At 39.2% G+C, this 24,671-nt stretch carries 16 protein-coding genes; 12 read left to right on the plus strand and 4 right to left on the minus strand.

Annotated elements, in window-relative coordinates:
- Positions 1-138: 138 nt before the first annotated feature.
- The 4 genes from FVB32_RS10210 to FVB32_RS10220 all read left to right on the plus strand — a co-directional run bounded on the left by FVB32_RS10210 (position 139) and on the right by FVB32_RS10220 (position 5,215).
- Positions 139-2,943: a M16 family metallopeptidase gene (locus FVB32_RS10210; protein ID WP_147743696.1), complete on the plus strand. Its 2,805-nt coding sequence runs from the start codon at positions 139-141 to the stop codon at positions 2,941-2,943.
- A 631-nt stretch (positions 2,944-3,574) separates the two neighbouring features.
- Positions 3,575-3,724 carry a hypothetical protein gene (locus tag FVB32_RS17820; RefSeq protein ID WP_222707961.1) on the plus strand — a complete coding sequence of 50 codons (150 nt, stop codon included), beginning with the start codon at positions 3,575-3,577 and terminating at the stop codon, positions 3,722-3,724.
- Positions 3,725-3,820: 96 nt separating this feature from the next.
- Positions 3,821-4,636: an STN domain-containing protein gene (locus FVB32_RS10215; RefSeq protein ID WP_147743697.1), complete on the plus strand. Its 816-nt coding sequence runs from the start codon at positions 3,821-3,823 to the stop codon at positions 4,634-4,636.
- A gap of 75 nt (positions 4,637-4,711) precedes the next feature.
- Positions 4,712-5,215 (plus strand): RagB/SusD family nutrient uptake outer membrane protein, encoded by a 504-nt coding sequence (locus tag FVB32_RS10220; protein ID WP_187269552.1) that lies wholly within the window; start codon positions 4,712-4,714, stop codon positions 5,213-5,215.
- 703 nt (positions 5,216-5,918) lie between these two features.
- Here FVB32_RS10220 and FVB32_RS10225 read toward each other — a convergent pair.
- Positions 5,919-6,533 carry an RNA polymerase sigma factor gene (locus tag FVB32_RS10225; protein ID WP_187269553.1) on the minus strand — a complete coding sequence of 205 codons (615 nt, stop codon included), beginning with the start codon at positions 6,531-6,533 and terminating at the stop codon, positions 5,919-5,921.
- A 136-nt stretch (positions 6,534-6,669) separates the two neighbouring features.
- Between FVB32_RS10225 and FVB32_RS10230 the strand changes: the two genes are divergently transcribed.
- The 8 genes from FVB32_RS10230 to FVB32_RS10265 all read left to right on the plus strand — a co-directional run bounded on the left by FVB32_RS10230 (position 6,670) and on the right by FVB32_RS10265 (position 21,590).
- Positions 6,670-7,806, plus strand: a complete 1,137-nt coding sequence (locus FVB32_RS10230; protein ID WP_187269554.1) for a FecR family protein — start codon at positions 6,670-6,672, stop codon at positions 7,804-7,806.
- 188 nt (positions 7,807-7,994) lie between these two features.
- Positions 7,995-11,651 (plus strand): SusC/RagA family TonB-linked outer membrane protein, encoded by a 3,657-nt coding sequence (locus FVB32_RS10235; RefSeq protein ID WP_147743701.1) that lies wholly within the window; start codon positions 7,995-7,997, stop codon positions 11,649-11,651.
- A 54-nt stretch (positions 11,652-11,705) separates the two neighbouring features.
- The gene (locus FVB32_RS10240; RefSeq protein WP_187269555.1) at positions 11,706-13,190 is read left to right on the plus strand and encodes a RagB/SusD family nutrient uptake outer membrane protein; all 1,485 of its coding nucleotides are present in this window, start codon (positions 11,706-11,708) and stop codon (positions 13,188-13,190) included.
- Positions 13,191-13,293: 103 nt separating this feature from the next.
- Complete coding sequence (locus FVB32_RS10245; protein ID WP_147743703.1) at positions 13,294-14,745, plus strand: TlpA family protein disulfide reductase; 1,452 nt, start codon at positions 13,294-13,296, stop codon at positions 14,743-14,745.
- A gap of 87 nt (positions 14,746-14,832) precedes the next feature.
- Positions 14,833-16,296: a TlpA family protein disulfide reductase gene (locus FVB32_RS10250; RefSeq protein ID WP_187269556.1), complete on the plus strand. Its 1,464-nt coding sequence runs from the start codon at positions 14,833-14,835 to the stop codon at positions 16,294-16,296.
- Positions 16,297-16,732: 436 nt separating this feature from the next.
- Positions 16,733-18,226 (plus strand): aminotransferase class V-fold PLP-dependent enzyme, encoded by a 1,494-nt coding sequence (locus FVB32_RS10255; RefSeq protein WP_147743705.1) that lies wholly within the window; start codon positions 16,733-16,735, stop codon positions 18,224-18,226.
- Positions 18,227-18,555: 329 nt separating this feature from the next.
- The gene (locus FVB32_RS10260; RefSeq protein WP_147743706.1) at positions 18,556-20,562 is read left to right on the plus strand and encodes a protein-disulfide reductase DsbD family protein; all 2,007 of its coding nucleotides are present in this window, start codon (positions 18,556-18,558) and stop codon (positions 20,560-20,562) included.
- Positions 20,559-21,590, plus strand: coding sequence for a TlpA family protein disulfide reductase (locus FVB32_RS10265; RefSeq protein ID WP_147743707.1), 1,032 nt, complete (start codon positions 20,559-20,561; stop codon positions 21,588-21,590). The genes FVB32_RS10260 and FVB32_RS10265 overlap by 4 nt, the downstream gene beginning before the upstream one ends.
- Before the next feature lie 215 nt (positions 21,591-21,805).
- Here the strand turns inward: FVB32_RS10265 and FVB32_RS10270 are convergent, their stop codons facing one another.
- The 3 genes from FVB32_RS10270 to FVB32_RS10280 form a co-directional block, all read right to left on the minus strand.
- Entirely contained in the window at positions 21,806-22,879 is a 1,074-nt protein-coding gene (locus FVB32_RS10270) for a hypothetical protein (protein ID WP_147743708.1), read from the minus strand.
- 81 nt (positions 22,880-22,960) lie between these two features.
- Positions 22,961-23,596, minus strand: a complete 636-nt coding sequence (locus tag FVB32_RS10275; protein WP_147743709.1) for a Crp/Fnr family transcriptional regulator — start codon at positions 23,594-23,596, stop codon at positions 22,961-22,963.
- A gap of 18 nt (positions 23,597-23,614) precedes the next feature.
- Positions 23,615-24,655, minus strand: coding sequence for a Rossmann-fold NAD(P)-binding domain-containing protein (locus FVB32_RS10280; protein WP_147743710.1), 1,041 nt, complete (start codon positions 24,653-24,655; stop codon positions 23,615-23,617).
- Positions 24,656-24,671: the final 16 nt, after the last annotated feature.

The raw sequence follows: 24,671 nt of genomic DNA on the forward strand, positions 1-24,671 counted from the left end.
CGTTCTTCGAAGATATGGAATGATCTTGCGCCAAAATCTATTTTCTTCTAATGGGTGTATCATTTTATGATATTTTAACAATTCTGTTTTAATGGATGTTGTTCAGAGGAGAGCATTACTAGAAAATCCAGATACACAATGAAATATATTATTACTTTTCTGATTCTCTTCAATCTTAATCTCAACTGTTCAATTGCACAGGAAACAAGCGGACCTTTACCCGTTGACCTCAAAGTAAGAAAAGGGGTGTTGAAAAATGGTCTTACCTACTACATCTATCCAACAGATGTGATTAAAGATGCCGCAAGCTACTACATCATACAAAACGTGGGATCTGTACTCGAAAACGAAGATCAAAGGGGACTTGCACATTTTCTGGAGCACATGGCCTTTAATGGAACAAAACACTTTGAGGGAAAAGGTGTTTTAAACACGCTGCAAAAGCACGGTGCTGTCTTTGGAAAGGATATCAACGCATATACCTCCTTTGATGAGACAGTTTATAATATAAACAACATTCCTGTCAAGGAATCGCTCATCGATACTTGTTTGTTGATCGTGCGTGACTGGGCGAACGATCTTTTACTGACCGATGAAGAAATAGATGCCGAGCGGGGTGTAATTCAAGAGGAATGGCGAACCCGACAATCAGGCCACATGAGAATATTCGAGAAGCAACTCCCGATAATGTCCAACCATACAAAGTATGCAGATAGAATGCCAATAGGAAAGATGGAAGTAGTCATGAATTTTGATCCTAAAGTATTACGACAATTCTATCAAGATTGGTATAGGACGGACCTACAGGCGATAGCGATTATAGGCGATGTGGACGTAGATATGGTTGAGAAAAAGGTAAAATCACTTTTTGCTGATATCAAAGCGGTCGAAAACCCCCTTGATCGAGTTCTTATCGATATTCCGAAAAATTCTGAAATACAGTATGTTTTGGCAACGGACAAAGAAGTGAAAACCTCACACATCACTTTTGGCGTAAGGCACCCCAGAAAGAACAATACGAAAGATAAGCGGGGAGACTTTAAGGACGAATTGGTAAATAAAATAGTTACAAGCCTCTTATTCAAAAGACTGGCCGAGATTTCACAGAATTCCAGTTCTTCATTTCTGCAGGCAAGTATGGGCTTTGGTGAACTATTGAGAAATAGCAATGCACTCTTTGTTGACATCGACCCTAAACCTAATCAACAGGAAGAAGCCTTTCGATCCGTTATGGACGAGATCACAAGGGCGTATCGGTACGGATTTTTGCCCCAAGAACTAGAAAGGGAGATAGCAAACCAAAAAAAAGACTATGAAAATCGTATCAAAAAGCTTGGAGATCGCGAAATCTGGAGGTTGGCAGAACTGATAAAGCAGGATTTCCTAAAGGGAAAACAGATAAGGGATGTGGAAAAAGAATATGATATAGCCAAAGGGATTATGGAAGGCCTTACTGTCGACTATTTGAAGAACCATTTCAGAAAACTGCTTACCCAAGAAAATAGGTTTTTGGCAATTACTGGTGTCGAGGGAGAGCAAAACCTTTCCCAAGAGAAAGCAAAAGAAATCATCTATGCCTCTGAGAGAAATGACTCCCTTCAGCCTTACGTAGAAAATCCGATTAGCGATGATTTGGTTGCAGAGTCTGAAATTGTGGCTGGTTCAGTATTGGCTGAAAGTGTAAACAAAGAAATAGGCTCCACCACCTTTGAATTGAGCAATGGGGTGAAAGTGCATTACAAATTTGCAAATGAAGAGGAGAACAGCGTAAGTTTAAAAGCAACAAGTAACGGAGGATTGTCGTTACTGTCCGATGACGAGTTGACATCTGCGAGATTTATAAATTATATGTTACCTGAATTTGGTCTTGCATCATACTCAAAAACAAACCTTGGAAAAGTTTTGACAGGTAAAACCGCTAATGTACGCTTTTCTATAAGTGAACTAGGTGAGCATATCAATGGATCTTCGGTGACAGATGATGTGGAAACTATGTTTCAATTGCTATACCTACATTTTGTCAAGCCGAGATTTGACAAAGAAGCATATGAGGCATATATGGACAAGGTAGATAATTACTTAGCCATGCGATCTTCCAACATCAACGAAAAAATAGTGGATAGTGTTACAGTAACTGTATATGGAAAGAATAACCCGCAAAAGCCGATTTTCGATGAAAATTATGTGCACCAAGTGGATTTAGGGAAAATGGAGCGACTGTATCGGGAAAGGTTCAATGACCCTTCTGATTTCGAATTTTTTATAATAGGTGATGTGCCAATTGACAATTTAAGAACGTTACTAACGAAATATATTGCCAGTATACCCTCTACAGGCATCAAAGAAAATTGGAAACCCTATAATGATCAATGGGTAGACCGAAAAATCCAAAAAAAGATTGTTCTTGAAATGGAAGATCCAAAAAGCTCGGTCAGGATACAATACAGGAACACATATGAACATACGTTGCGAAATGAACTCTTGGCGAGAATTTTTGGGGATATATTAAAACTTAGGTATACAGAGACTCTTAGGGAAGAAGAAGGGGGCACTTATGGAGCATCTGTCCAATCATGGATTTCTAAACGACCTATAGGTCAGGCTTTTGTCAAGGTTTCATTTGACTGCAATCCCCAGAAGGTAGAACAGTTGAAGAACATAGCCAGCAATGAAATACGAAAAATTGCAGAGGGTCAGGTTTCAGAAGTCGATCTAAGAAAAACCTTGACCAATTATCTTAAGGAGAGGGAACAGGCAAAGAGCAAGAACAACTACACCATGAACCTACTTTATAATTATTTTTGGGAAGGTTACAATATGAATCTGCCAGAGAGTTTTGAACATATCGTAAAGGGTATAACAACAAAAGATGTAACCGAATTTGCCAAAAATATGTTAGATGGGGCAGAATCTTATGAAATAATCTTTAACCCAAAAGTGTAACTTGTTATTATATAATTCATTGGCTGAATAAAGGGCAAACTTTACTGGTGAAAAACTAGATAGATTATTTTGTCACTCTTTTTTAGGTTCTTGCTATATGGAAACCTAACTTACCGGTACAAGGGCAATACAAATTAGGTGCCATTTTTTTGAAGAATCCTTTTGGTATTCCATCAAGAAAATTGAATACAATATCGCTGTTTGATACCGAAGCTTTTCGTCAAAATTGCTTCTTAATAATAATAAAAAGCGATTTGCCCAGTTTTAGCTTTATATCAACCTACCTGAACAAAAATGTACTGACATCATAAAAGAAGTTGGGGCATTTAAGGAAAATTTCATAATAAAAACCCATCTAGACTCCCCGATGTATTCAGCTACGGCACTGCCGCTTGAGAGAACCAAAAACCTTTTCCATAAATTGATAAAGGCTTACTGGGCTATATCCTAGGCGATGAAAACATCATAATATGTTTCAAAAAAATCTCAATGCTTCTTCCTCACTATTAATCAAATCTTTTATGGCGGTTATGCCATCGCTATAATGCATTGGGTTTCTTTGGTTTTAGAATTAATAATGAAGAAAAAACTTTTTCAAGGGTGAACCCTTTTTATAAAGTATTTACAATGAATGACATACAAGACTATGTCGATTTGTAGTATAGAAAGAAGAATTGATGGGTATAAAGATGGTGCGGTGGTTTTGATATTCTGTTTTGGGAAATTAAAACAAGAAAAGCAATATAGTATTAATCAAAAAGGAAGAGATATGAACTTGTAAGGAGCTGTATGCCACAAAAAAAGTCGGAGGATACGTCACTATTCTCCGACTGGGCCAAATGACTATTTAACTAATCACTTAGAAACACTTAAAAATATGAAAAAACCGATTAAACGCATATTTTCCAATGCGTTAAAACTGACTTATTATCAAAAGATGCGCCTAACACTAATGCTCTTTCCCTTTATTCTATCTGCAATGCAGGCCGGCATTGTCAGTCCTACAAGTGAGAAGGTGACCGTAGTGGTTGAAAATATGAGCGTAAATGAAATTCTAAACGACATTGAGTCCAATAGCTATTTTAACTTCATATACAAGAAGAAAGATATAGACTTGGAGCGAAAGGTCACCCTTCAATTGGAGGAGGAGGAAATACAGACGGTATTGAACACACTATTTATGGGAACCGGGGTCGAATATCTTGTGGAGGGCTTTCAAGTCATTTTGAGAAAAGGTAAGGACAGCAGACCCTCTGGATCATTACAAACCGTGATTTCCGGTAAAATCGTGGATGGTGATGGGTTGCCGATATCGGGTGCCAATGTGCTGGTGAAAGGTATCGCCAGGGGCGTGCTTTCGGATTTTGACGGCAATTTCAGTATAACCGCGAGCGTAGGGGATGTCCTGGTCTTTTCCCATATCGGGTTCGTCACACAGGAGATAAGGGTCGATAACGACGCACAGATCATTGATATGGTGATGGACACGGATGTCCAGAATCTGAATGAGGTTTTCGTGACGGCGTACACGGGTTATCAGACCGTCACAAGGGAGAGGGCAACAGGAGCCTTCAATGTCATCAACAAGGGCATCGTCAAGAACACGGTGACCCAGAGTATCGGTAGTATACTTCAGGGCATTGCCCCCGGCATTCAGATTTTTGAGGATGCAGGCAGATGGGGATATAGATAATATTGCCATCAAGGACCTCCAAGTTCGGAGCTAGTTGATTTAATTGAACCTGGTGACGTACGTTCGTTGTTCTTTGTGGAAGATTTATATGTTCAATTTGGACCCCAGTATAATGAATTTCCACATATAGGATACGTCAAAGAAGGCGTTTTTTCCGTAAAAGGGCTTTCGGTACCTAAAAGTTTTTTGACCCGGGCCGAATGTAGGGCCCGTCGAGGGGACATTGCCGGGGCCATGGCCGATTTGGAAATGGTTCGGGTCAATAGGTTTTATACCGACATGTACAGACCCTTGCCCATACCTGCAAATGAAAAAGCTGCAGTCGAGGAGATTATCGATGAAAGGAGAAGGGAATTCCCGTATAGTTTGAGATGGATTGATATCAGAAGATTAAACAATGATCCTTTGACTGATCCAATAATCATCACTAGAGATTTCTATGAAGTGGCGAATAGTATTGTCAATCGCGATGTGATTACAACTTATACCTTGGAACCCAGCGACCGAAGATATGCTCGTCCAATTTTCGATGCAGTCATTACTAACAGCCAAGGACAAACAGAGCAGAACACGTACTGAATCGCAATTATGGTCCATGGGTGGGGTATGTTTTGACCGGTAGCCTTAAGTAGGTTATTGCAAAAATCATTACACTACCTCAATAAGTACATGAGTTTAAATTAGAAGGTGTTTGGCTTTATTTAAAGCCAAACACATTTTTTCATAGCTTTTAAGAAACCTATTTTTATGATGATGCCCAAGCACATCCTTTCAATGGGAAATAAATATAGGTGGTCTCTACGAATTAGTAGATTTCAGATAACTCCTGAAAAATATGTGAACCCCTTTTTCAGGTTGTCAGCTTTTTGATGTCCTCAAATCGGTAATTGTAAGCTCCTTGAATTCCTTACCGTAAAATTCTTTTTTTTAGGGAAAAGCACTTGCTATAGAACAAACAGCCTTGAAATTTATGTCTGAGTAAATGTAACAATTCCAAACACTTCCCAATCAGAACGTTCCTGAAACCAAGTCAAAGGACCTTTTTCGCCAACAACCTGTCCCCAGTTTTAATTGTGTAAAAGGAAATCCCAAGACAACCTTCTCCTCCAAAGAACGTTTTCGTTATCAACCAATTGTATTTAACTCTGTAGCTAGACGTTAGTATCACCATAGTAACCTCAACTACCGCTTGTTCAAAATTTGAATTCATAGGAAATTCGAGAAATAGTAGGTGCAGGTTTCCGATTTAGCGGGGATTCGCAATATTCATGGCTAATTATATCTATATGTTTCTAGGGCGAGATGGCCACCTAGTAAAAGAGATAGTTCTTCTCAGAAGTACTGTTAGAACAATCATTGCCGATTTCTCAAATGCTTTCCGTATTTTTTTATAGGCGATTCTCATCTGACTCTCAACAGTCTTGGTTGATATTTGTAGTTTCTCTGAAATCTCCTTATGGGAAAAGCCTTGCATTTTACTCATTTTCAAAATTTTGCGACAGCTTGGAGGAAGTTCTTCAATAATATCCTTTAACTTTGCTATACGCATTTCTTGATGACTATGTTCTTCTTCAATTCGGTCTCTAAGTCCAAGTTCCCATAGCTGTTTCAATAGCAAGGAATGTTTCTTATTTTTTTTCAGGGTGTCAATATATCTATTTCTGGCTATAGAATATAGATAGTTTCTGGGAGAAAGAGTAGGGTCCAGTCTTTGGCGGCTTTCCCAGAGATTGATAAAAGTTTGCTGTACTATGTCTTCGGCAGTGTATACATCTTTGCACAAAGTATTTACATATGCAACCAATCTAGTATAATAGATTTCAAAAAAAAACTTCAGAGCCTCTTTGTCACCTTTGATCAAATCCTTCACTGCGGTGATATCATTCTCATATTTCATAGAGCTTATTTTGAGTAACGCATTCAATAATAAGAAAAAAAAATCTTCTTTTTTTAAGGGTATATTAGTTTTTTGAAGCATTTATAATAAATACTTACAAAACAATGATAATTTGTTGTATTGAATCATGAATTTTATGAAAGAACTGATTGAAAAATTGTTGCAGGGAGATATAACGCACGAGGAGCTCCAAATATTGAGGGAAGCATTGAATAAGTCTCGTAACCTCAGGAATTTCGAGGGCTACTTACAAAGAGAATTTGATTTGAACCTTGCGTTGCTTGATATTAATCTGGAAAGCGCTTTTTCAAGATTGAAGCTTAAGACTGGAAAAAGAGATTTCAAAAGCAGAAGAAGGCATTTATCTCCATATCTGAAGTATGCAGCTGCTCTTCTATTTTTCGTAGCCTTGGGCTTGACACTGAGACTATTTTTATGGCAAGCTGAAGCCAATGAACGATTGGTTCCGAAAAATGAGAGTGTGCTTTTGGAATTGCACGATGGCCGAATTGATACAATTGACGTCAATCAAAGTAAAAGCATGAAGAGCCAAAACGGTATTTTAGTGGCCAGGCAGGAAAAAGACCGAATTACCTATGAAAATTCCGATACCAAAGAACTCTCCTTTAACACGATAAGGGTGCCCTACGGAAAGCGGTTTTCGGTCAATCTATCTGATGGTACCGAGGTTTTTCTGAATTCTGGATCTTCACTTAAGTATCCAGTATCTTTTTTGGATACAGGTCAACGGAGCGTTTTTGTGAAAGGCGAGGCTTATTTTGATGTTGCCCCGGATGCATCCAGGCCTTTTATTGTTCGCACCGATTTGACCGAAGTGAAAGTCTTGGGTACGCGTTTTAATGTTTCCGCTTACGAGGAAGATGACTTTATTGACGTTGCGCTAGTAGAAGGGGCTGTGAACCTGAGACCTTTGAGTGGTGCAAAAAAAAATACATTAACACCAATGAATCCAGGTCAATTAGCTCGATTTGGGAAATTAACGGGCGAAATCAGCTTGGTTGATGTTAATACAAATTTATATACGATGTGGATGCAGAATAGGTTGGTTTTTAGAAACCAAACATTTGACGATATCCTGAGAAAACTAGAGCGGCACTACAATGTCGATTTTGAAAATCATAATGAAAAGTTGGGTCGGGAAGAGTTCAATGCAACTTTCTACAGGGTAGGTGTTGACAGTGTACTGAATTACTTCAACAAGGCCCATGAAATCGATTTTAAGATTATGAACAACAAGGTCATCATTGATTGATGTCAACCATGTTTAGAGGTTTATGGGTTATTCAATATCCAGCAGAATAAAAATATAGTATTAATCAAAAAGGAAGAGATATGAACTTGTAAGGAGCTGTATGCCACAAAAAAAGTCGGAGGATACGTCACTATTCTCCGACTGGGCCAAATGACTATTTAACTAATCACTTAGAAACACTTAAAAATATGAAAAAACCGATTAAACGCATATTTTCCAATGCGTTAAAACTGACTTATTATCAAAAGATGCGCCTAACACTAATGCTCTTTCCCTTTATTCTATCTGCAATGCAGGCCGGCATTGTCAGTCCTACAAGTGAGAAGGTGACCGTAGTGGTTGAAAATATGAGCGTAAATGAAATTCTAAACGACATTGAGTCCAATAGCTATTTTAACTTCATATACAAGAAGAAAGATATAGACTTGGAGCGAAAGGTCACCCTTCAATTGGAGGAGGAGGAAATACAGACGGTATTGAACACACTATTTATGGGAACCGGGGTCGAATATCTTGTGGAGGGCTTTCAAGTCATTTTGAGAAAAGGTAAGGACAGCAGACCCTCTGGATCATTACAAACCGTGATTTCCGGTAAAATCGTGGATGGTGATGGGTTGCCGATATCGGGTGCCAATGTGCTGGTGAAAGGTATCGCCAGGGGCGTGCTTTCGGATTTTGACGGCAATTTCAGTATAACCGCGAGCGTAGGGGATGTCCTGGTCTTTTCCCATATCGGGTTCGTCACACAGGAGATAAGGGTCGATAACGACGCACAGATCATTGATATGGTGATGGACACGGATGTCCAGAATCTGAATGAGGTTTTCGTGACGGCGTACACGGGTTATCAGACCGTCACAAGGGAGAGGGCAACAGGTGCTTTCAATGTCATCAACAAGGGCATCGTCAAGAACACGGTGACCCAGAGTATCGGTAGTATACTTCAGGGCATTGCCCCTGGCATTCAGATTTTTGAGGATGCAGATGGGAATATAAACCCCGAGGATATTGCCATCAGGGGGGTAGGCACGATCAATTCTTCAAGGCAACCCCTGATTGTTTTGGACGGTTTTCCGATAGAAGGTGGGTTTGATTTCATCAACCCCAACGATGTCGAAAGCATCACCATCTTGAAGGATGCGGCAGCAGCTTCAATTTGGGGGGCTAGGGCCGGCAACGGGGTGATAGTGATCACCACAAAATCAAAAAATTTCGAACCGGGCTTCGATATAGACTTCAGTACGTTCGTAAAGTTCAGGGGAAGGGTAGACCTTCCTTATAACTTGGCCAGACCCAGCGCAGCTGCAGAGGTTGAATGGGAAAGAAGATTAGCCGAGATAGGCGGTCAAAGATATCGATTCCCTAGCTTAGATAATATTAGCCCCAGTTCAGCCACAGTCAGCACAACTGCGGCGATTCAAGCATTTGCTTTAGAAGAGGTAAATCCTCAGGCAGGTTCCGCACTTCTTCAAGAATTTAGCAACAATAATTTTTACGAAGACCTGAATCGATATATGCTGACAAATCCAATCAACAGGCAATATAACCTATCCATCAACAGCAGGAGTGAAAAGAGTGCCACAAAATTTTCATTGCTTTATGACAATAATATCGGGGCCTTTATAGGGGCTGAAAACAATAAGCTGTTACTCAACCTCTCACAACAGTATAAGATCAGCGAATGGATGGATTTTGATATTACGGGCGTATATTCAAGGGATATTGAAAAATCAAGGAATGTTGACTTAAATATATTGAACAGTTTGAGCACTTATGAGAAGTTGCTTAACGAAGACGGCTCATACGCCCCGGTTGTGTATACACTCGGAATTTCTCCAAGTTTACCCATATTCGTTGGACAATTTGGGACTTTACCTGGGTTAGATACTGGGTTTTGGGATTTTTTCATCGACAATGTTTCAGGTATTCCTGTTAGTGACCTGAACTATAATCCCTTAAGGGAAGCCAGAAATACGGAAAGGGAAACAATTAGAAACTTGTTCAGGGTAAATGGTGCGCTTAACATCAAACTTGCGCAGGGCATAAATTTTAAACCCAGCTTCCAATACGAAAATCTTAATATATACAATTCTTCCTTTTATGGTGAAGAAAGTATAACAAATCGTGCTTCTCTGGTAAACGCCATAGATTTGAACAGTTTTGACCCTGTGAACTTAACTGTGGGTCCAAGCAATCTGCCTCAAGGCGATATTTTAGAACAAGGATGGACTAGGGCTCAAACATTGACTTTTCGAGGTATTATGGACTTAAACCGCACATTTTGGAAGAAACACAGATTGAGTGCCTTGTTAGGGGCCGAATATATTACATCTCCTACCGAAGGATTCAATGATGTGGTGTATGGCTATAACGCTGAGACCGCGACATCTATAGACCCAAACACTTTGGCGAGAGGGAGTTGGACCAATTTTTTGACTCCTGCGGATACCCGTCCGATAATAAAATCTGGTAATAGGTTTGCTTCGACCGATTCTAGGACTGCTTCTTTATTTGGTAATATGTCCTATACCTATGACGACAAGTATATTCTCTCTGGAAGTGTCAGAAGAGATGGAGCCAATGTTATTGTCGAAGACAATAGAAAACGATATGACCCAATGTGGTCCATAGGGGCAAAATGGAACATTGGTCAGGAATCTTTTATGAAAAAGGTGGATTGGGTAAACCAACTTGATTTAAGGCTTACTAATGGGGAAAGTGGCAATATCGTTAACGAAGCTGCTACAAGAGCGGTACTTGTAACTTTTGGGTTCACCAACCCTTTTGGAGATCAGCAATTTTTTGTTCAAGACTTCGGGAACCCCGATTTAAGATGGGAAAGAGTGAACACCTTAAACGCAGGGGTTGACTTCTCAATATTAGGAAATAAAATATATGGATCTGTTGATTATTATGATAAAAGAAGTTACGATTTGATTGCTCAAGTTTCTACTTCCGAAACCTTAGGTCGTTCATTCGCAGTTTTCAATGTAGGTGAAATGGAAAACAAGGGTTTTGAGATAGAGCTAAATGCTTTGATAAATTTTGGAAAGGATTTTAGTTGGTTGACCAATGCGGCCTTTTCTTATAATGATAGCGAGGTTACAAGCTTGTTTCTTGATTTTATTGCACCCGATGATATAACTAGATTTCCATACGTGGAAGGGAATCCATTTCAACCCATATATGTATACGAATATGCCGGTGTGGCCGATAACCCTTTTGATCCGGAGCTACCACCTGTCGGTGTTATTCAGGGACAGGATGGGGAGCAGTACTTTATGAACCAGTTTATTCAGAATGGAGCTGATGGAAGGGATGTTCTAAAGTATGCGGGAACTCGGGTTGCACCTACGGTAATTGGTTGGAATAATAATTTTTATTACAAGGGCTTTTTACTTAGAACAAGGTTGACCGGAAAGTTTGGGCACAAATTTGTTCGACCAACTTTTGAAACCTCTTTCTTAAATGCGAGTCAAAAATATAAGACCCATGAAGATTTGGAATTGGTCCTGTCTGGAAGACACGAAGAAGCTGGTCTCCCGCCGCTTGTATCAGAGGGTGCTGATTCCAGTTATGGGCGTTATTCTAGATATTTACCTTTTTTAGATACTTTGGTTGAAGACGCTGGTCATATTAGATTTAGGGAGATTTACTTAGCGTATGACTTTCCACAGACGACATTGTCAAAACTTGGGATTTCAAATCTCCGATTTTTTGCCCAGGCCGAAAACCTAGGGAACATCTGGACAGCGAACAGTAGGGGACTCGATCCAGAATATCTTCCACAGCAAACCAGAAGGATTGAGAAAGCTATTTCTCTTGGACTAAATGTTGGTTTTTAAAAGATTGATTAAGAATCGAAAAAATAGAATACTATGTTTTCAAATATAAAAGAAATGAAAAAATTATTGATTTTAATGGGATTTTTATTCATGTTGATATCCTGTTCAGAGGACTTCCTGGAGGAGCCGCCCTCAAAGAATAATTCGCTGCAAATCAAATCAGTAGAACAGTTAGCGGGAATTTTGAACAATAATGTTTTTACAGAAAATATTTTTGCAGATGCAATCAACGTCTATTGTACAGATAACACTGAAATTCCTACCCAATTGTTCGATGCAGCTCAGGGAGAAGGATTTAGTCCTGAAGATTTTGATCAATATACTTGGCAGACAACTATAGAGAATGTGTCAGAGGCCGTTTACCTCCACCATTATTTTATTATAGCGCAAATGAACGTTATTCTTGAAAATATTGATAGGTCTGACGTGGAAGGTGATGACATGGAGCGAAGAGAGGTTAGAGCAGAAGCGTATTTGAGAAGAGCTTGGAGTTATCTTCAACTAGCATCGGTATATACGCTGCCCTATTCAGAGGCCAATTTAGAAGAAATGGGACTAGTTTTGAGGCAGACCACTTCCCCTACTGAAAGTCAGATAAGATCAAATTTAAAAGATACCTATGACTTCATAGAAGCTGATATTCTTGAAGCCTTAAAACACCCAGTATTGGAACATAGGGAAGGTGGCAGATGGCGATATACCAAACCGGCTGCTGATGCCCTTGCGAGTCGATTTTACCTAATTACTGGGGATTATGAAAAGGCCGAAGAGCACGCTTCAGCTGCACTATCTGCTCATTCGACTATGTTGGACTATCAAAATGAAATTTTTGAACTGGGCGCCTTTAATTTCGGTGATGGATTTGATGTGGTCTATCCAAGTAGTTTCTTTCATTTCAATTCAACAGATTACAACTCGTTCCATCGGGATTACTTTTTTAGTCAGGCGAATACCAATTTTAGGATTAACACCCCACCAAGTCAAGAGTTGATTAGCCTGATTCAACCCGGGGATATCCGATCGTTTTTCTTTGTAGAGAATGGTCATATGTGGGTTTCCAATCGATATGCTGATTTCCCCTACTTTACATACGTTAGACAACCGTTTGTCAGAATGCAAGGGCTGTCGGTTCCAGAATGTTATTTGACCAGGGCTGAATGTAGGGCACGTCTTGGTGATATCGGTGGTGCTATGGAAGATTTAGAGGTGGTTCGAATCAATAGGTTTCGGTCAGACATGTACAACCCATTGCCAATACCTGCCACTCCAAAAATTGCAGTAGAGGAGATTATTGATGAGAGAAGGCGTGAATTTCCCTATAGTTTGAGATGGATAGATATAAGGAGATTGAATACGGATCCTTTGACGGACCCTATAACCATAACCCGTGAGTTTTATGAGGTAAGCAATGGATCTGTTAGTAGCAATAGTGCCCCAAGGACATACACTTTAGAGCCCAATGACAGAAGATATGCACGTCCATTGGCACCAAATACAATATTTAAAAGTCAGGGTCAGACAGAGCAGAATACATATTAAACCTTTAAAAAATAAGCAAACGATTTGGTAAGGTTGGGCTCGAGAGAATTTTCGCCGTAATTAGGCATCTCGGCCCATTCTCCTTAAATAGTAAATCTTTAGTATGATAAATAGAAATTGTACGGCCATAAAGGCATCTTGGCTCAGAGTGGTGATTATGCTGATTACAATTGTTCCCTTTTTAGGATGTAAGAACACTGATGATGGGAATGAATACTTCGTTTTTAGCGGACAGATTTCAGGATTTGACAAGGGCGAAATAAAAATAATGACACCGGATGGAATTTCGAAACAGATAAAACTGGAAAAAAATGGAAGCTTTAGGGATACTCTTGAACGAAAGAATTCTGTCTATTTTGTCCACGCGCCAATGTTTAAGGAGATATATAGTGGCAGCAACGGAGGAGAGTTGAGATTTCAAGGAACTTTTGGAGATGGTGAATTGAAAAATTATAGTTTTTCAGGTGATAACGCATCCGAAACGCGTTTTTTGAATAAATGGTGGTCCTCTCAAAAACTCAATAGTATTTTGAATTATCATAATCAAGATGAAATACTCAAAGGCGAAAAGCGTTTTTTTGAAGAGGTCGACAAGGCCCACGCTTCCTTGATTGATTACATTGACGATAGTTCAGACTCATTGCCCACCATACTTGTGGAGACCAAAAAAGCGGAAGTGAACTATGCGCGCCTTGTTGCTTTAAAAATGTTTCGCGATTCTTACGGCAGTCTAACAAACAATAAGGATTTTCAGGTTTCTCAAAAGCTGTCAAGTGAGCTAACAAACTTAGACAAGGTAGATGAAAATGGGTATTTCAATAGCCGGATTTACAACACTTGGATTACTAACTATTATTCAAATAGACCATACGAAAGAAACCTGCTTAAGGACAGTGCCACCAGTTTGTTAGCAGAGTACAACAAAAGTGTTCTCAACAATGTGTATAATGAAAGGGTGAGGGACAGAATGCTTTACAATGGTGTCAAGGATTTGCTAACTTGGAATGAGAACACCGAAGAGAATATTGAAGAGGCACGTAAACTTTTTCTTAAGAGCGTCACCAATGAAGAAATGGTTGCTGAAATTGAAGAAAGGTTTGAGAATGCCTTAAGGATTGTACCTGGTAGACCGTCTCCTAAATTTTATTCCTATGACAATCATGCCGGTGGGAAATCATCTCTTGACGACTTTAACGGTAAATTGGTCTATATAGATTTTTGGGCTACTTGGTGTGGGCCCTGTAAGCAACAATTTCCCTATCTAAAGGAAATTGAAGAAGAGTACCATGACAGAAATATCGAGTTTGTGAGCATTTCTCTGGACAAAGAGGAAGACCGGGAATTATGGATGAAAATGGTTAATGAGCTTGAACTAGGAGGAGTGCAATTATTGGCGAACAAAAACTTTGAGGGAGAATTTGAAAAAGCCTATCTGATAAAAGCCATACCAAGATTTGTCCTTTTGGACCGGCAAGGCTACATCATTGACTCAAATGCACCTCGTCCTTCTGATTATGACGCGATAACTACGCTTTTCAAGGAGAACGGGGTTTAATAATTTCAAGAAATAAGAAATAAAACTTTTAAGCATATGGAACTTATAATATCTAAATTGAATATCTGTACTTTCTGCAAGTCTCTGATGAAGCGGATCTTGCCTGAAACGATATGTTTTTTTCTTTTGACGCTTTTTTTGTGCCTTGGAGGCTGTAAAGACCAAAAAGGGACAGAAGAAATTGAAGAAGCGGAAAAATACTTCGTAATTAGTGGATCTACCACAAATGCGGGAGAAGTAGGCGACCTGATTGTGGGTACTGGAGCAGACGGTACAGAAATCGCGATAGCTGTAGATGAAAATGGGTTTTTTAGAGACACCCTGAAAATTACTAAGGGAATATACAATCTTCAACACCCTTTTTATAGGAGTTTCTATGCCCTCGACAGTGGGGAGCTTAAGATGGAAATTGGAGAGCATGGTATAGGCGATGTGCCCTTTTCTGGAAATGGAGTTGAAGAAGCTCAGTTGATACAAGAATTCACTAATAAAAGATTGGACGTAGAATATCCAAAATTTAATTTATTGTGGAAAGGAGGTCTCTTAAAGGGCGAGTCCACCTACAAAGAAACCGCGAAGGAAGTCCATGAAGAATTGACCTCCTTTGTAGAAGATAAAAGAGACTCGATAGCCAACATTGGTTTCATTGAGATCTTGAAGAAAGATATCGATTATATGTATCTGTGGACCATAAAAGATTTTGAGAGAAGGTATAAAAGGGAATCTTCCGATTCCACTTTTAGGGCTTCAAAAGGCTTTCTCTCTGATTTGGCAAGCCTGAATCTGGATGATGTTGACCCCACGTCCTATTTTACCAGCGAATACTATAGAAAATTGGTGGACAGCCATTGGTACGATAAGTCGATAAAGCGCATGGAGGCGACAAAAGGAGAGAGTTTAGGAAAGGTGTACAATGAGCTTGTCTCGCAGCACATAAAAAACGAGGAGGTAAAAAATGGCATGTTATTAAAGGCTAACCTTGAGTTCATTACTAGGGCAAACTCCAAAAACGACCTCCATTTCATTTATAATTCTTTTGTTGAATGCTCTACCAATGAAGAACATATCGATAAGATAACCCCCATGTACCAGACTGCATTGAACATGGTAAAAGGCAGCCCTTCCCCAAAATTCTACGACTACGAAGACTATAGTGGAGGTGTCGCTTCCCTTGATGACTTTAAGGGGAATTTAGTGTACATTGATATCTGGGCCACATGGTGTGGACCATGCATACGTGAATTCCCCTATCTTAAGAAGTTAAAAGAGAAATATGACGATAAGGGTATCACGTTCATGGGCATTTCACGGGATGATGTGAGGTTTAGGGACAAATGGAAGGAAATGATTAAAAAAGAGGGCCTTAAGGGCGTACAATTATTGGGTGGTAGCAAAGATGATGATTTCATAAAAAAGTACCAAATTCTTACAATTCCAAGATTTATACTTTTGGACAGGGAGGGAAAGATTATTGATTCAAATGCCCCAAACCCATCGGATTGGAACAAAATCACCCAGCTTTTGGATCGGTACATCGTTAGTGGAGCTTAGACTTTTTCGATGATATATATCATCGGTTCGTTGAAAGAATCGTGAAATTGTTTGATAAATCAGATGGTGTTCCCTTTTACAGCGAAATGTCCATGATGAAATTTAACATGTTAATACTCTGAAAACAGGTCATCGTTAGCTACTATGGGATTATGATTTAGATTATATGCACATTACACTTCTTCTCGGCCCATACCGCGATTTCAGTGATAGCTTCGGATAGGTATTAATTAATATCGTGTTAAAATAGTCGCAGTTTTAATGGTTTTTAACACAGCAAGTTCCACCTACCAAAGTCAATTTGCTATATCAATTAGAGGTTAATAACAAACAAAAACTTTGAAAATACAACCATTGATTGAACGATGGTTGATTATGATTGATGGGGATTGCCCCGGTTGGTTACCGGGGCAATTAATGTTTAAAAACATAAAAAATGTCAAGTAAAAACAGATACATAAGAAGGGATTTAGAGGCTTATTTCGGACAATTTAAGATAGGAGTAATTGGAGAAAGAAATTGTATTAAAACTCCAAACGGAATAAAACATGTAATTTATTCCGATTGGATTGCAAGTGGGAGACTATATGACCCTATAGAGCACGCCATGCAAACATTTGTAGGGCCAATGGTAGCCAATACCCACTCATTCTCGAGCGAGACAGGAAAAGCATCGACCTATGCCTATAGATATGCCCGGGAAATCATAAGGGAGCATGTCAATGCGAACAAAGAAGATATCTTGGTTACTACGGGAACGGGAATGACCGGAGCGTTGGTAAGATTGCAGAGGATTATGGGCCTGCGGGATGCAGTATCGCCAAGCAAAAAATCAATAATGCCAGATAGTGAACGCCCTGTGGTGTTCATAACCCATATGGAGCACCACTCCAACCATGTATCGTGGATGGAAACCTCCTCTGACGTGGTCATCGTACCGTGTGGTGAGAATGGACAGGTTAGTCCTTTAAACTTGGAGAAAGAACTGGTCAGGTATAAAGATAGGAAAGTCAAGATTGGTGCGTTCACGGCCTGCTCCAACGTCACTGGTACAATTGTCGCATATAGGGATCTGGCTAGGCTAATGCACAGGTATGACGGATACTGTATTATGGATTTTGCGGCCTCCGCTCCTTATGTGGACATTGATATGCACCCTGCTGACCCAGAGGAAAGACTGGATGCTGTTCTTTTTTCCCCACATAAATTTTTAGGAGGCCCAGGAAGCTGCGGGGTGTTGGTATTCAACAAAGCGCTGTACAAGAACGAGGTCCCGGACGTACCCGGAGGGGGAAATGTCAGATGGACAGATCCATGGGGGAATTATGCTTATTTTGATGATATAGAGACAAGGGAAGATGGTGGTACCCCCGGTTTCCTTCAGACCATTAGGGCAGCTATGGCCATTAGGCTTAAGGAAAAGATGGGGGTGCGTAATATGGAGAAAAGGGAGGGTGAGCTGCTAGCCTCTTGCTTTCAAAAGCTTTCAACGATTACCGGTCTTAAGCTTCTTGGAAGTACTTCTGACAAACGAATAGGATGCGTCTCGTTCACGGTTAAGGGCATCCATTACAATCTTATGGTACGTTTATTGAATGACCGTTTTGGCATACAGGTCAGGGGCGGATGGTCCTGTGCCAGCACCTATGGTCACCATCTATTAGGTTTGGACAGGGAAGCATCCAAAAGAATTATGGAAGCCATTTCTAATGGAGACTTAACCAACAAACCTGGTTGGGTACGCTTATCCCTACACCCAATTATGACTGACATTGAAGTTAATTATATCTGCGGTGCCATCTTTGATATTGTGAAGAACATAGATGTTTGGGGAAAAGAGTACCGTTACAATTCCAAGACCAACGAGTTTGAACATCTCGATTATAATGACCGTAAATTGATTGAAAGTATAAAAGGGTGGTTTGATTGACAAAAATTAATAATGTCCATAAGTTTCGTGCAGTAGATTGGGTTGCCTGTTTGGGTATTTAAGTAACCGTAGAAGAATAATGGGATCAGATAAGTAGCGAGCGATAAAGTTGATAGACAAAAATTTTAAAAGAAAAAATAATTGTTCGGAAATTAAGTGAAAACCTTTAAGGGTAATCTAAAGTTAATCAGTATTAACTATTATTAGTATTACAGGAAATTGTGCTGAATAATAGCCTTAACACATTTTCACAGTAATTAATTATTTGAATTAGTCAAAACAAAGGGTTGAAGCTTCAACCCTTTGTTTTGTCCAAATATGATTTGACAATGAAAAAAACACTGGTTTACGTTCTGTTTATTCTTTCGACAGCTAAAGTATACTCCCAAATTTATAACCCGGTCGACTGGTCAACCTCCGTTAAAAAAATCTCGGATACGGAATTCATTTTAATTTCTGAGGCTAGCATACAATCAAACTGGCACCTTTATTCCCAGGATGTACCGCTGGATGGTCCACTACCTACTAGTTTCATGTACGATGACGGTTCAGGTGAGTTCAGTCTAATCGATGGAACATTAGAAGAGGAGGGCCATGTGAGTTTTGATTCCATTTTCGAAAAGGAAATCAAGTATTTTGAAAACCATGCCGTCTTCAAGCAAAAAATCATCTTGGACAAGAAGAAGGTTGGTGAGATAAGAGCAGTTGTGGAATTTATGGTTTGTGACGATACACGCTGTCTGCCGCCAACCGAAGTTGAACTAATATTTAATTTGGGCGACAAAGAAGGGAGCGGGGATCAAAACCTAAACGATTTAAACAGTCAAAATGATATTATTGCAAACGACTTAAACCCTTATTCCACTGACCGGGGCAGAGGTATTTGGACTGTGTTTTTCATCGCCTTCATTTCTGGATTTGCAGCCTTGCTGACCCCGTGCGTGTTTCCCATGATACCTTTGACGGTAAGTTTTTTTACGAAACAGAGCAAGAGCAGAAGTAAAGGAATAAGGAACGCTATTTTATATGGTATCTCCATTGTGGTCATTTATGTACTCTTGGGGAGTGCGGTAACCGCTGTTTTTGGGGCGGATTCTTTGAATGCCCTGGCTACCAACGTTTGGTTCAATATCATTTTCTTTGTGCTGCTCGTGGTTTTTGCTATTTCTTTTTTAGGGGCCTTTGAAATTACATTGCCAAACTCTTGGGCCAATAAAGTAGATTCCAAAGCGAATAAAGGAGGTTTGATAGGCATATTTTTCATGGCTTTGGCCTTGGCAATAGTCTCTTTTTCCTGTACAGGACCCATAGTGGGCACCCTGTTGGTGGAGGCCGCATCAAAGGGAGGACTAGCCCCTGTGATTGGCATGTTAGGATTTTCCTTGGCTATTGCACTTCCTTTTGCACTATTTGCGGCATTTCCGGGATGGCTGAACTCACTGCCTAAATCGGGAGGCTGGCTAAATACGGTGAAAGTAACGTTGGGCTTTTTGGAACTTGCACTTGCATTTAAGTTCTTGTCCCAAGCAGATTTAGTACTACAGATGCACTTATTAGAACGTGAGGTCTTTATAGCTATTTGGATTGCTATATTCGGGGTCATGGCCCTTTATCTTTTTGGAAAGATTAAGTTGCCCCACCATGCCCCTCTGACACACATCTCCGTTGGCAGGTTAGGACTTGGTCTCTTGATACTTGCATTTACGGTTTACATGGTTCCAGGTCTATGGGGGGCTCCCCTTAAATTAATAAGTGCCTTTCCACCGCCATTGGAATATAGTGAGTCACCTTATGGTGTTGGCTTTTCGAAAAGTACCTCCAATAATCAGTCATCGCATATAATGTCCGAAGGTGACCTTCCAGAAGGAGGGCATTTGTTGCCTCCCCATGATATTTTAGCCTTCAATGATTATGACAAAGGGCTTGCGTACGCTAAAAGAGTGGGGAAACCCGTAATGCTGGATTTTACCGGTTGGGCCTGTGTAAACTGTCGAAAAATGGAACAGAATGTATGGCCGGAACCAAGAATCTTGGAGTTTTTGAAAAATGAGGTCGTACTCATATCACTGTACGTAGACGATAAGCGCCCTTTGGCCGTGGAAAATCAGGTTGAATCTGAACTGAGGCCAGGAAGAAAACTTAAGTACATCGGTCAAAAGTGGAGTGAGTTGCAGACCATCAAGTATAAGGCAAACTCACAACCATTTTATGTGTTGATGGACCACGAAGAACAAAACCTCGTTGATCCTGTCGCGTACACGCCAAGTGTTGATGAATATTATGAATGGTTGGATAATGGAATAAGCAATTTCAAAAATATAAAAGTAAAAAAATGAAAAAAATAATTTTTGCAATCTTAATAGTAATAGCATTGGCCACATTTGGCTGTGAACATGAGGCCAAATTAAAAAATTATGTAACTCTTTCGGGAAAAATTCTCAATAGGGAATCAGACTCCATACAGATTTTGAATCTTGCGGGGAAACTGGTAAAAACCATTCCCATAGCTGAGGATGGAAGCTTTGTAGATACCCTGAAGCTTAAGGAAAAGGCTTCAGTGCATAAAATCTTAAACGGTACAAAAACATTCTTTAATTTCTTGGACAACGGTTATGACCTAAATCTGACTGTAGATCTTGATGATGTAAAAGAATCGTTACGTTTCGAAGGTATCGGCGAAGAGGAGAATAATTTTTTGTTGCAGGGGGGAGGCTTTTTTCATGTTTTACCGATAGAAGAAAAGGATTATGAATTAGAACCGGACGAATTTTCCAGTTTGATGGAGAACGCGATAGAAACGCTGACAGATAATTTGGAAAACACACCAGGTCTTGATTCCACGTTCATAGCGTTACAAAAACAATACATTCCTGTAAATGAACATCATCACTTTTTGTATTACGGAATAAAAAATTTGGACAAAATCCTTCCAAAAGGGGAACCTGCACCAAAATTTAAAGATTATGAAAACTACCTGGGAGGTACTACATCAATGGAAGATTTTTTGGGCAAACATGTTTATATCGATTTTTGGGCGACATGGTGCGTTCCATGTATCGCAGAGTTTCCATATTTAAAAAAACTAAAAGACAAATATGGGGGTAAAGTGGATTTTGTAGGTATTTCCTTAGACTATCCCAGTGACAAAGAAAGATGGAGGGAGTTTTTAGAAAAGGAAGCATTGGAAACTGTACAGGTATTTTCTGATGAAGGCTTTGGTTCTCAGATTGTTAAAGATTATAGAATACCCTCAATACCAAGATTTGTCTTTATTGACCCTGAAGGCAATATTGTCGATCCAAATGCACCCCGGCCCTCGGAAGAAGCACTGATTACCAAGTTGTTTGATGAAAATCTTGATTGATTGAGAGGTGCTGGGAAAGATGGCTTAAAAGGTGGACCACCCTACTACGGTAAAATTAAAAAGATTCCTTTTGCTCAGGTAAAACACTGAAGCCAAATTTGGGGTTCTTTAAGAGTGCTGTCTAAAACAAATTTGCGAAGTTCCAGAGTTTAGTTATCTGAAACTTCGCATTTTCAATTCAAATATGAAGAAAAATAGTATTTTCTTTTAGATAATTATTGATAACTTTTTAAAACTCGAAAATCATCATATTCAAGCAACCATTTATTTTCGTTTAAAACCCATTTCTCTTGAAATATTTTTCCCTCCCCAATGTTCATTGACCAATTGGAAGATATCATCGCACGGTCCTTACCAAATGCTTCAAATACGGGATTATTATAAATCAGATTTCGTGCCCCATTCTTGATTAGTCCATCCCAAAACTGGTATATGCCCTCTTGTCCTGTTACCAATTCAAAAGGATAGGGGCTCAAATTGGCATCAGGGGTATATCCGCTACCACATATTTTAGCCTGCTGTGAATTGAAACCATTGATCCATTCCATGGATGTCCTTATGACCTTTTCAAGGACTTCGTGGCTGGCGGTCGATTTTATAGAATTTTCCTCCGGCATCTTGAATTGTTCAAGCATCTCAAAATCATCATTGGTCAAAAGCCAGCGTCCATTTGACTTCTCCCATTTTTCCATGTAAATAATGCCCCGACCGATATTCATCCTCCAATCAGCCGACAAAAATGCCAATTTTTCATCGACCACTTCAATCTTTACGTTTTCATAAACAAGATTTGAAGCGCCCTTATCAACAAGATCTAGCCAAAACCCGGAAATTTCATCAAATCCCTTTTTCGTTCCAAAAGGTGTGGCTCGCATGGCTGCATCTTTGTCATATCCATTTGCGCATTCCAGAGCATTCCCTTCATTAAATTGATTGATCCATTTCTTGCTAGCGGCAAGAACCTCCAAGGCGGTTTTGTGATGGGCCAATGGGCTAAGCTCTGAATAACTTTGACCAATATTTTGTCCCTGCCCCTCAACATGTTGAGGCATGTTCAAGATCAGCATCGTCAAAACAAAAAATCTCAACAAGCCATTTTCAGTACTTATCCCTTTGGTTTTTTGTTGAAGGAATAGAATTAGTGAAGATTTACGGGGAATCAAAGATTGAAACATCTTAGAAAAATTTTTAGTAGGTTTTCTGGCCTCATCTCTTTTTTTTATGGGCTTCAACAATGCGGGCGTTTTGATTGATAATTTGTTATGTAAAGAATTTAAAGAAGTCTTCATAATGTTTATATTTTAAATATTAGATTACAAAGAAATCGGTTAATTGTCATAAAAACCTGTGACTTTTGGCACAAGCAGGCTTCAAGTCAAAATTTTTATAGTCTTTTGTCCCAAAACGATTTTTTTCTCTAATTCGATTTTTTTTAATAACCGAGAAACTACTTCCCTAGTTGTACCGAGCTCTCTTGCCAATTGAGCATGTGAAAGTTGCACAATATTTTGGTCGGAATTTTTGATGAGATAGTCCAATAGCCTTTCTCTAAGTGGGTCGAAAGCTAGCTTGGAATAGTTGAAAATAAGTTCACTATAGCTATGTCGAAATGTATCGATAGTGAAATTGTGCCATGATTTGTATTCAAAGCTCCATCCATTTACCTTATGAACAGGTATGTTCAGTATTGTTGCGTCCGTTTCGGCAACGGCATTGACGTTACTTTTACAGTTTCCAAAGCATGCAGAAAGTGATAAGGTACATGTTTCCATAGTTTCAAGGTAATAGATAAGGATTTCCTTATCTTCATTTTCTTGATATACCCGTACACGCCCTTTAATTACAATTTTCAACAGTTTTATATAACTGTTCTCCTTTATTAAGTAATCGCCTTTTTTTAAATAGGATATTGAGGAGTATTCCATAAGTTCATCAATCAATAGTTGTTCATTGATATTATGGAATTTTATAAAGTCGTAAAGTATATCTCTTTCGCTAAGAATCATTACCTATATAAGAAAAATTTATTGTATCTGTTTCAGACCGTTCAAATAATCTTGGATATTATAAAAGAACATAACGTCAAAGATAAGTAGGATAAACACCAATATCGCAATGGGAAGGTATCCAAAAACTAGGCAGCTCATTATTGCCATTAGTTCAGTCCAGATAAAGAGTCTTAAAATGGCCTTACTTCTGTTATTTTTTTTGTGCTCTTCTTTTTTACCCAATGCCCCTTTTTTTAGGATCAGAACGGATTTAATCCATAAGAATAGAAAAGCACAGATTAAAAAAAGAGCAGAAATCCTTGTGAACAAACTGCTGAAACCGAAAAGTTCAATAAGTCCCCAAACTCCTAAAAAGCTTATAATTCCTTGAATCAATAGCTTTTGTTCCTTCTTTCGTTGTTTAAAAAAGGAAATAGCACCTACTTTATAGATATCATTACTTTTAAAAATGATGTTTCCAGATAAATCCTCATTGATAGATTTAGCTATTCGGGTAGCTACAATATCTGTGTAAATGGGCCTGTAGATTAAGTTTTTTTCCGAAAGTAAGGCGAATAGACTTAACACTGGAATGCTGATAAATTCTTTTATCCTGATAGGTTTCCTGTCTAAATCCGCATATAAAGATGGTCTGTAAATACATAATTTTTCGAAACCTAATTCAGTAATGGCTTGTTCCATTTTGAATTTGGTCTGAAGGTAAAGTCCATTGGCATTTTCGGTAGCCCCTAAAGAGCTGATGACATGAAACTCGTTGATGCCCTGCTTCTTGGCCCATATGGCAATATTTTTTACCAGTTCATAGTCCACTTTTACAAAAGCCTCTGTAGAACCGGCTTTAGCCCTAGTTGTTCCAATGGTGACAATTGCCGTATCACCTTCAAATGATATGTTTTGTAAATTATTAAAATCGATAATAACTTGCTTTTCTCCTCGGTTAGAAAATCTTTTCTTACGTTCAAAACTTGTGACGCAATGCCCGGAAATCAATAATTTTTCAATTGTCTTACCGCCCACTTTACTTGATCCACCAAAAAATGCTATTGTTTTTTTCATCGTTTTACTTGTTAAT

Source organism: Flagellimonas hymeniacidonis (assembly GCF_008040165.1).
Taxonomy (GTDB): Bacteria; Bacteroidota; Bacteroidia; order Flavobacteriales; family Flavobacteriaceae; genus Flagellimonas; species Flagellimonas hymeniacidonis.

Bases quoted from the DNA above. Each gene is read 5' to 3' on its own strand.
- FVB32_RS10210 (WP_147743696.1), top strand. From the start codon at position 139: ATGAAATATATTATTACTTTTCTGATTCTCTTCAATCTTAATCTCAAC.
- FVB32_RS17820 (WP_222707961.1), top strand. From the start codon at position 3,575: ATGACATACAAGACTATGTCGATTTGTAGTATAGAAAGAAGAATTGAT.
- FVB32_RS10215 (WP_147743697.1), top strand. From the start codon at position 3,821: ATGAAAAAACCGATTAAACGCATATTTTCCAATGCGTTAAAACTGACT.
- FVB32_RS10225 (WP_187269553.1), bottom strand. From the start codon at position 6,533: ATGAAATATGAGAATGATATCACCGCAGTGAAGGATTTGATCAAAGGT.
- FVB32_RS10230 (WP_187269554.1), top strand. From the start codon at position 6,670: ATGAAAGAACTGATTGAAAAATTGTTGCAGGGAGATATAACGCACGAG.
- FVB32_RS10235 (WP_147743701.1), top strand. From the start codon at position 7,995: ATGAAAAAACCGATTAAACGCATATTTTCCAATGCGTTAAAACTGACT.
- FVB32_RS10240 (WP_187269555.1), top strand. From the start codon at position 11,706: ATGAAAAAATTATTGATTTTAATGGGATTTTTATTCATGTTGATATCC.
- FVB32_RS10245 (WP_147743703.1), top strand. From the start codon at position 13,294: ATGATAAATAGAAATTGTACGGCCATAAAGGCATCTTGGCTCAGAGTG.
- FVB32_RS10250 (WP_187269556.1), top strand. From the start codon at position 14,833: ATGAAGCGGATCTTGCCTGAAACGATATGTTTTTTTCTTTTGACGCTT.
- FVB32_RS10255 (WP_147743705.1), top strand. From the start codon at position 16,733: ATGTCAAGTAAAAACAGATACATAAGAAGGGATTTAGAGGCTTATTTC.
- FVB32_RS10260 (WP_147743706.1), top strand. From the start codon at position 18,556: ATGAAAAAAACACTGGTTTACGTTCTGTTTATTCTTTCGACAGCTAAA.
- FVB32_RS10265 (WP_147743707.1), top strand. From the start codon at position 20,559: ATGAAAAAAATAATTTTTGCAATCTTAATAGTAATAGCATTGGCCACA.
- FVB32_RS10270 (WP_147743708.1), bottom strand. From the start codon at position 22,879: ATGAAGACTTCTTTAAATTCTTTACATAACAAATTATCAATCAAAACG.
- FVB32_RS10275 (WP_147743709.1), bottom strand. From the start codon at position 23,596: ATGATTCTTAGCGAAAGAGATATACTTTACGACTTTATAAAATTCCAT.
- FVB32_RS10280 (WP_147743710.1), bottom strand. From the start codon at position 24,655: ATGAAAAAAACAATAGCATTTTTTGGTGGATCAAGTAAAGTGGGCGGT.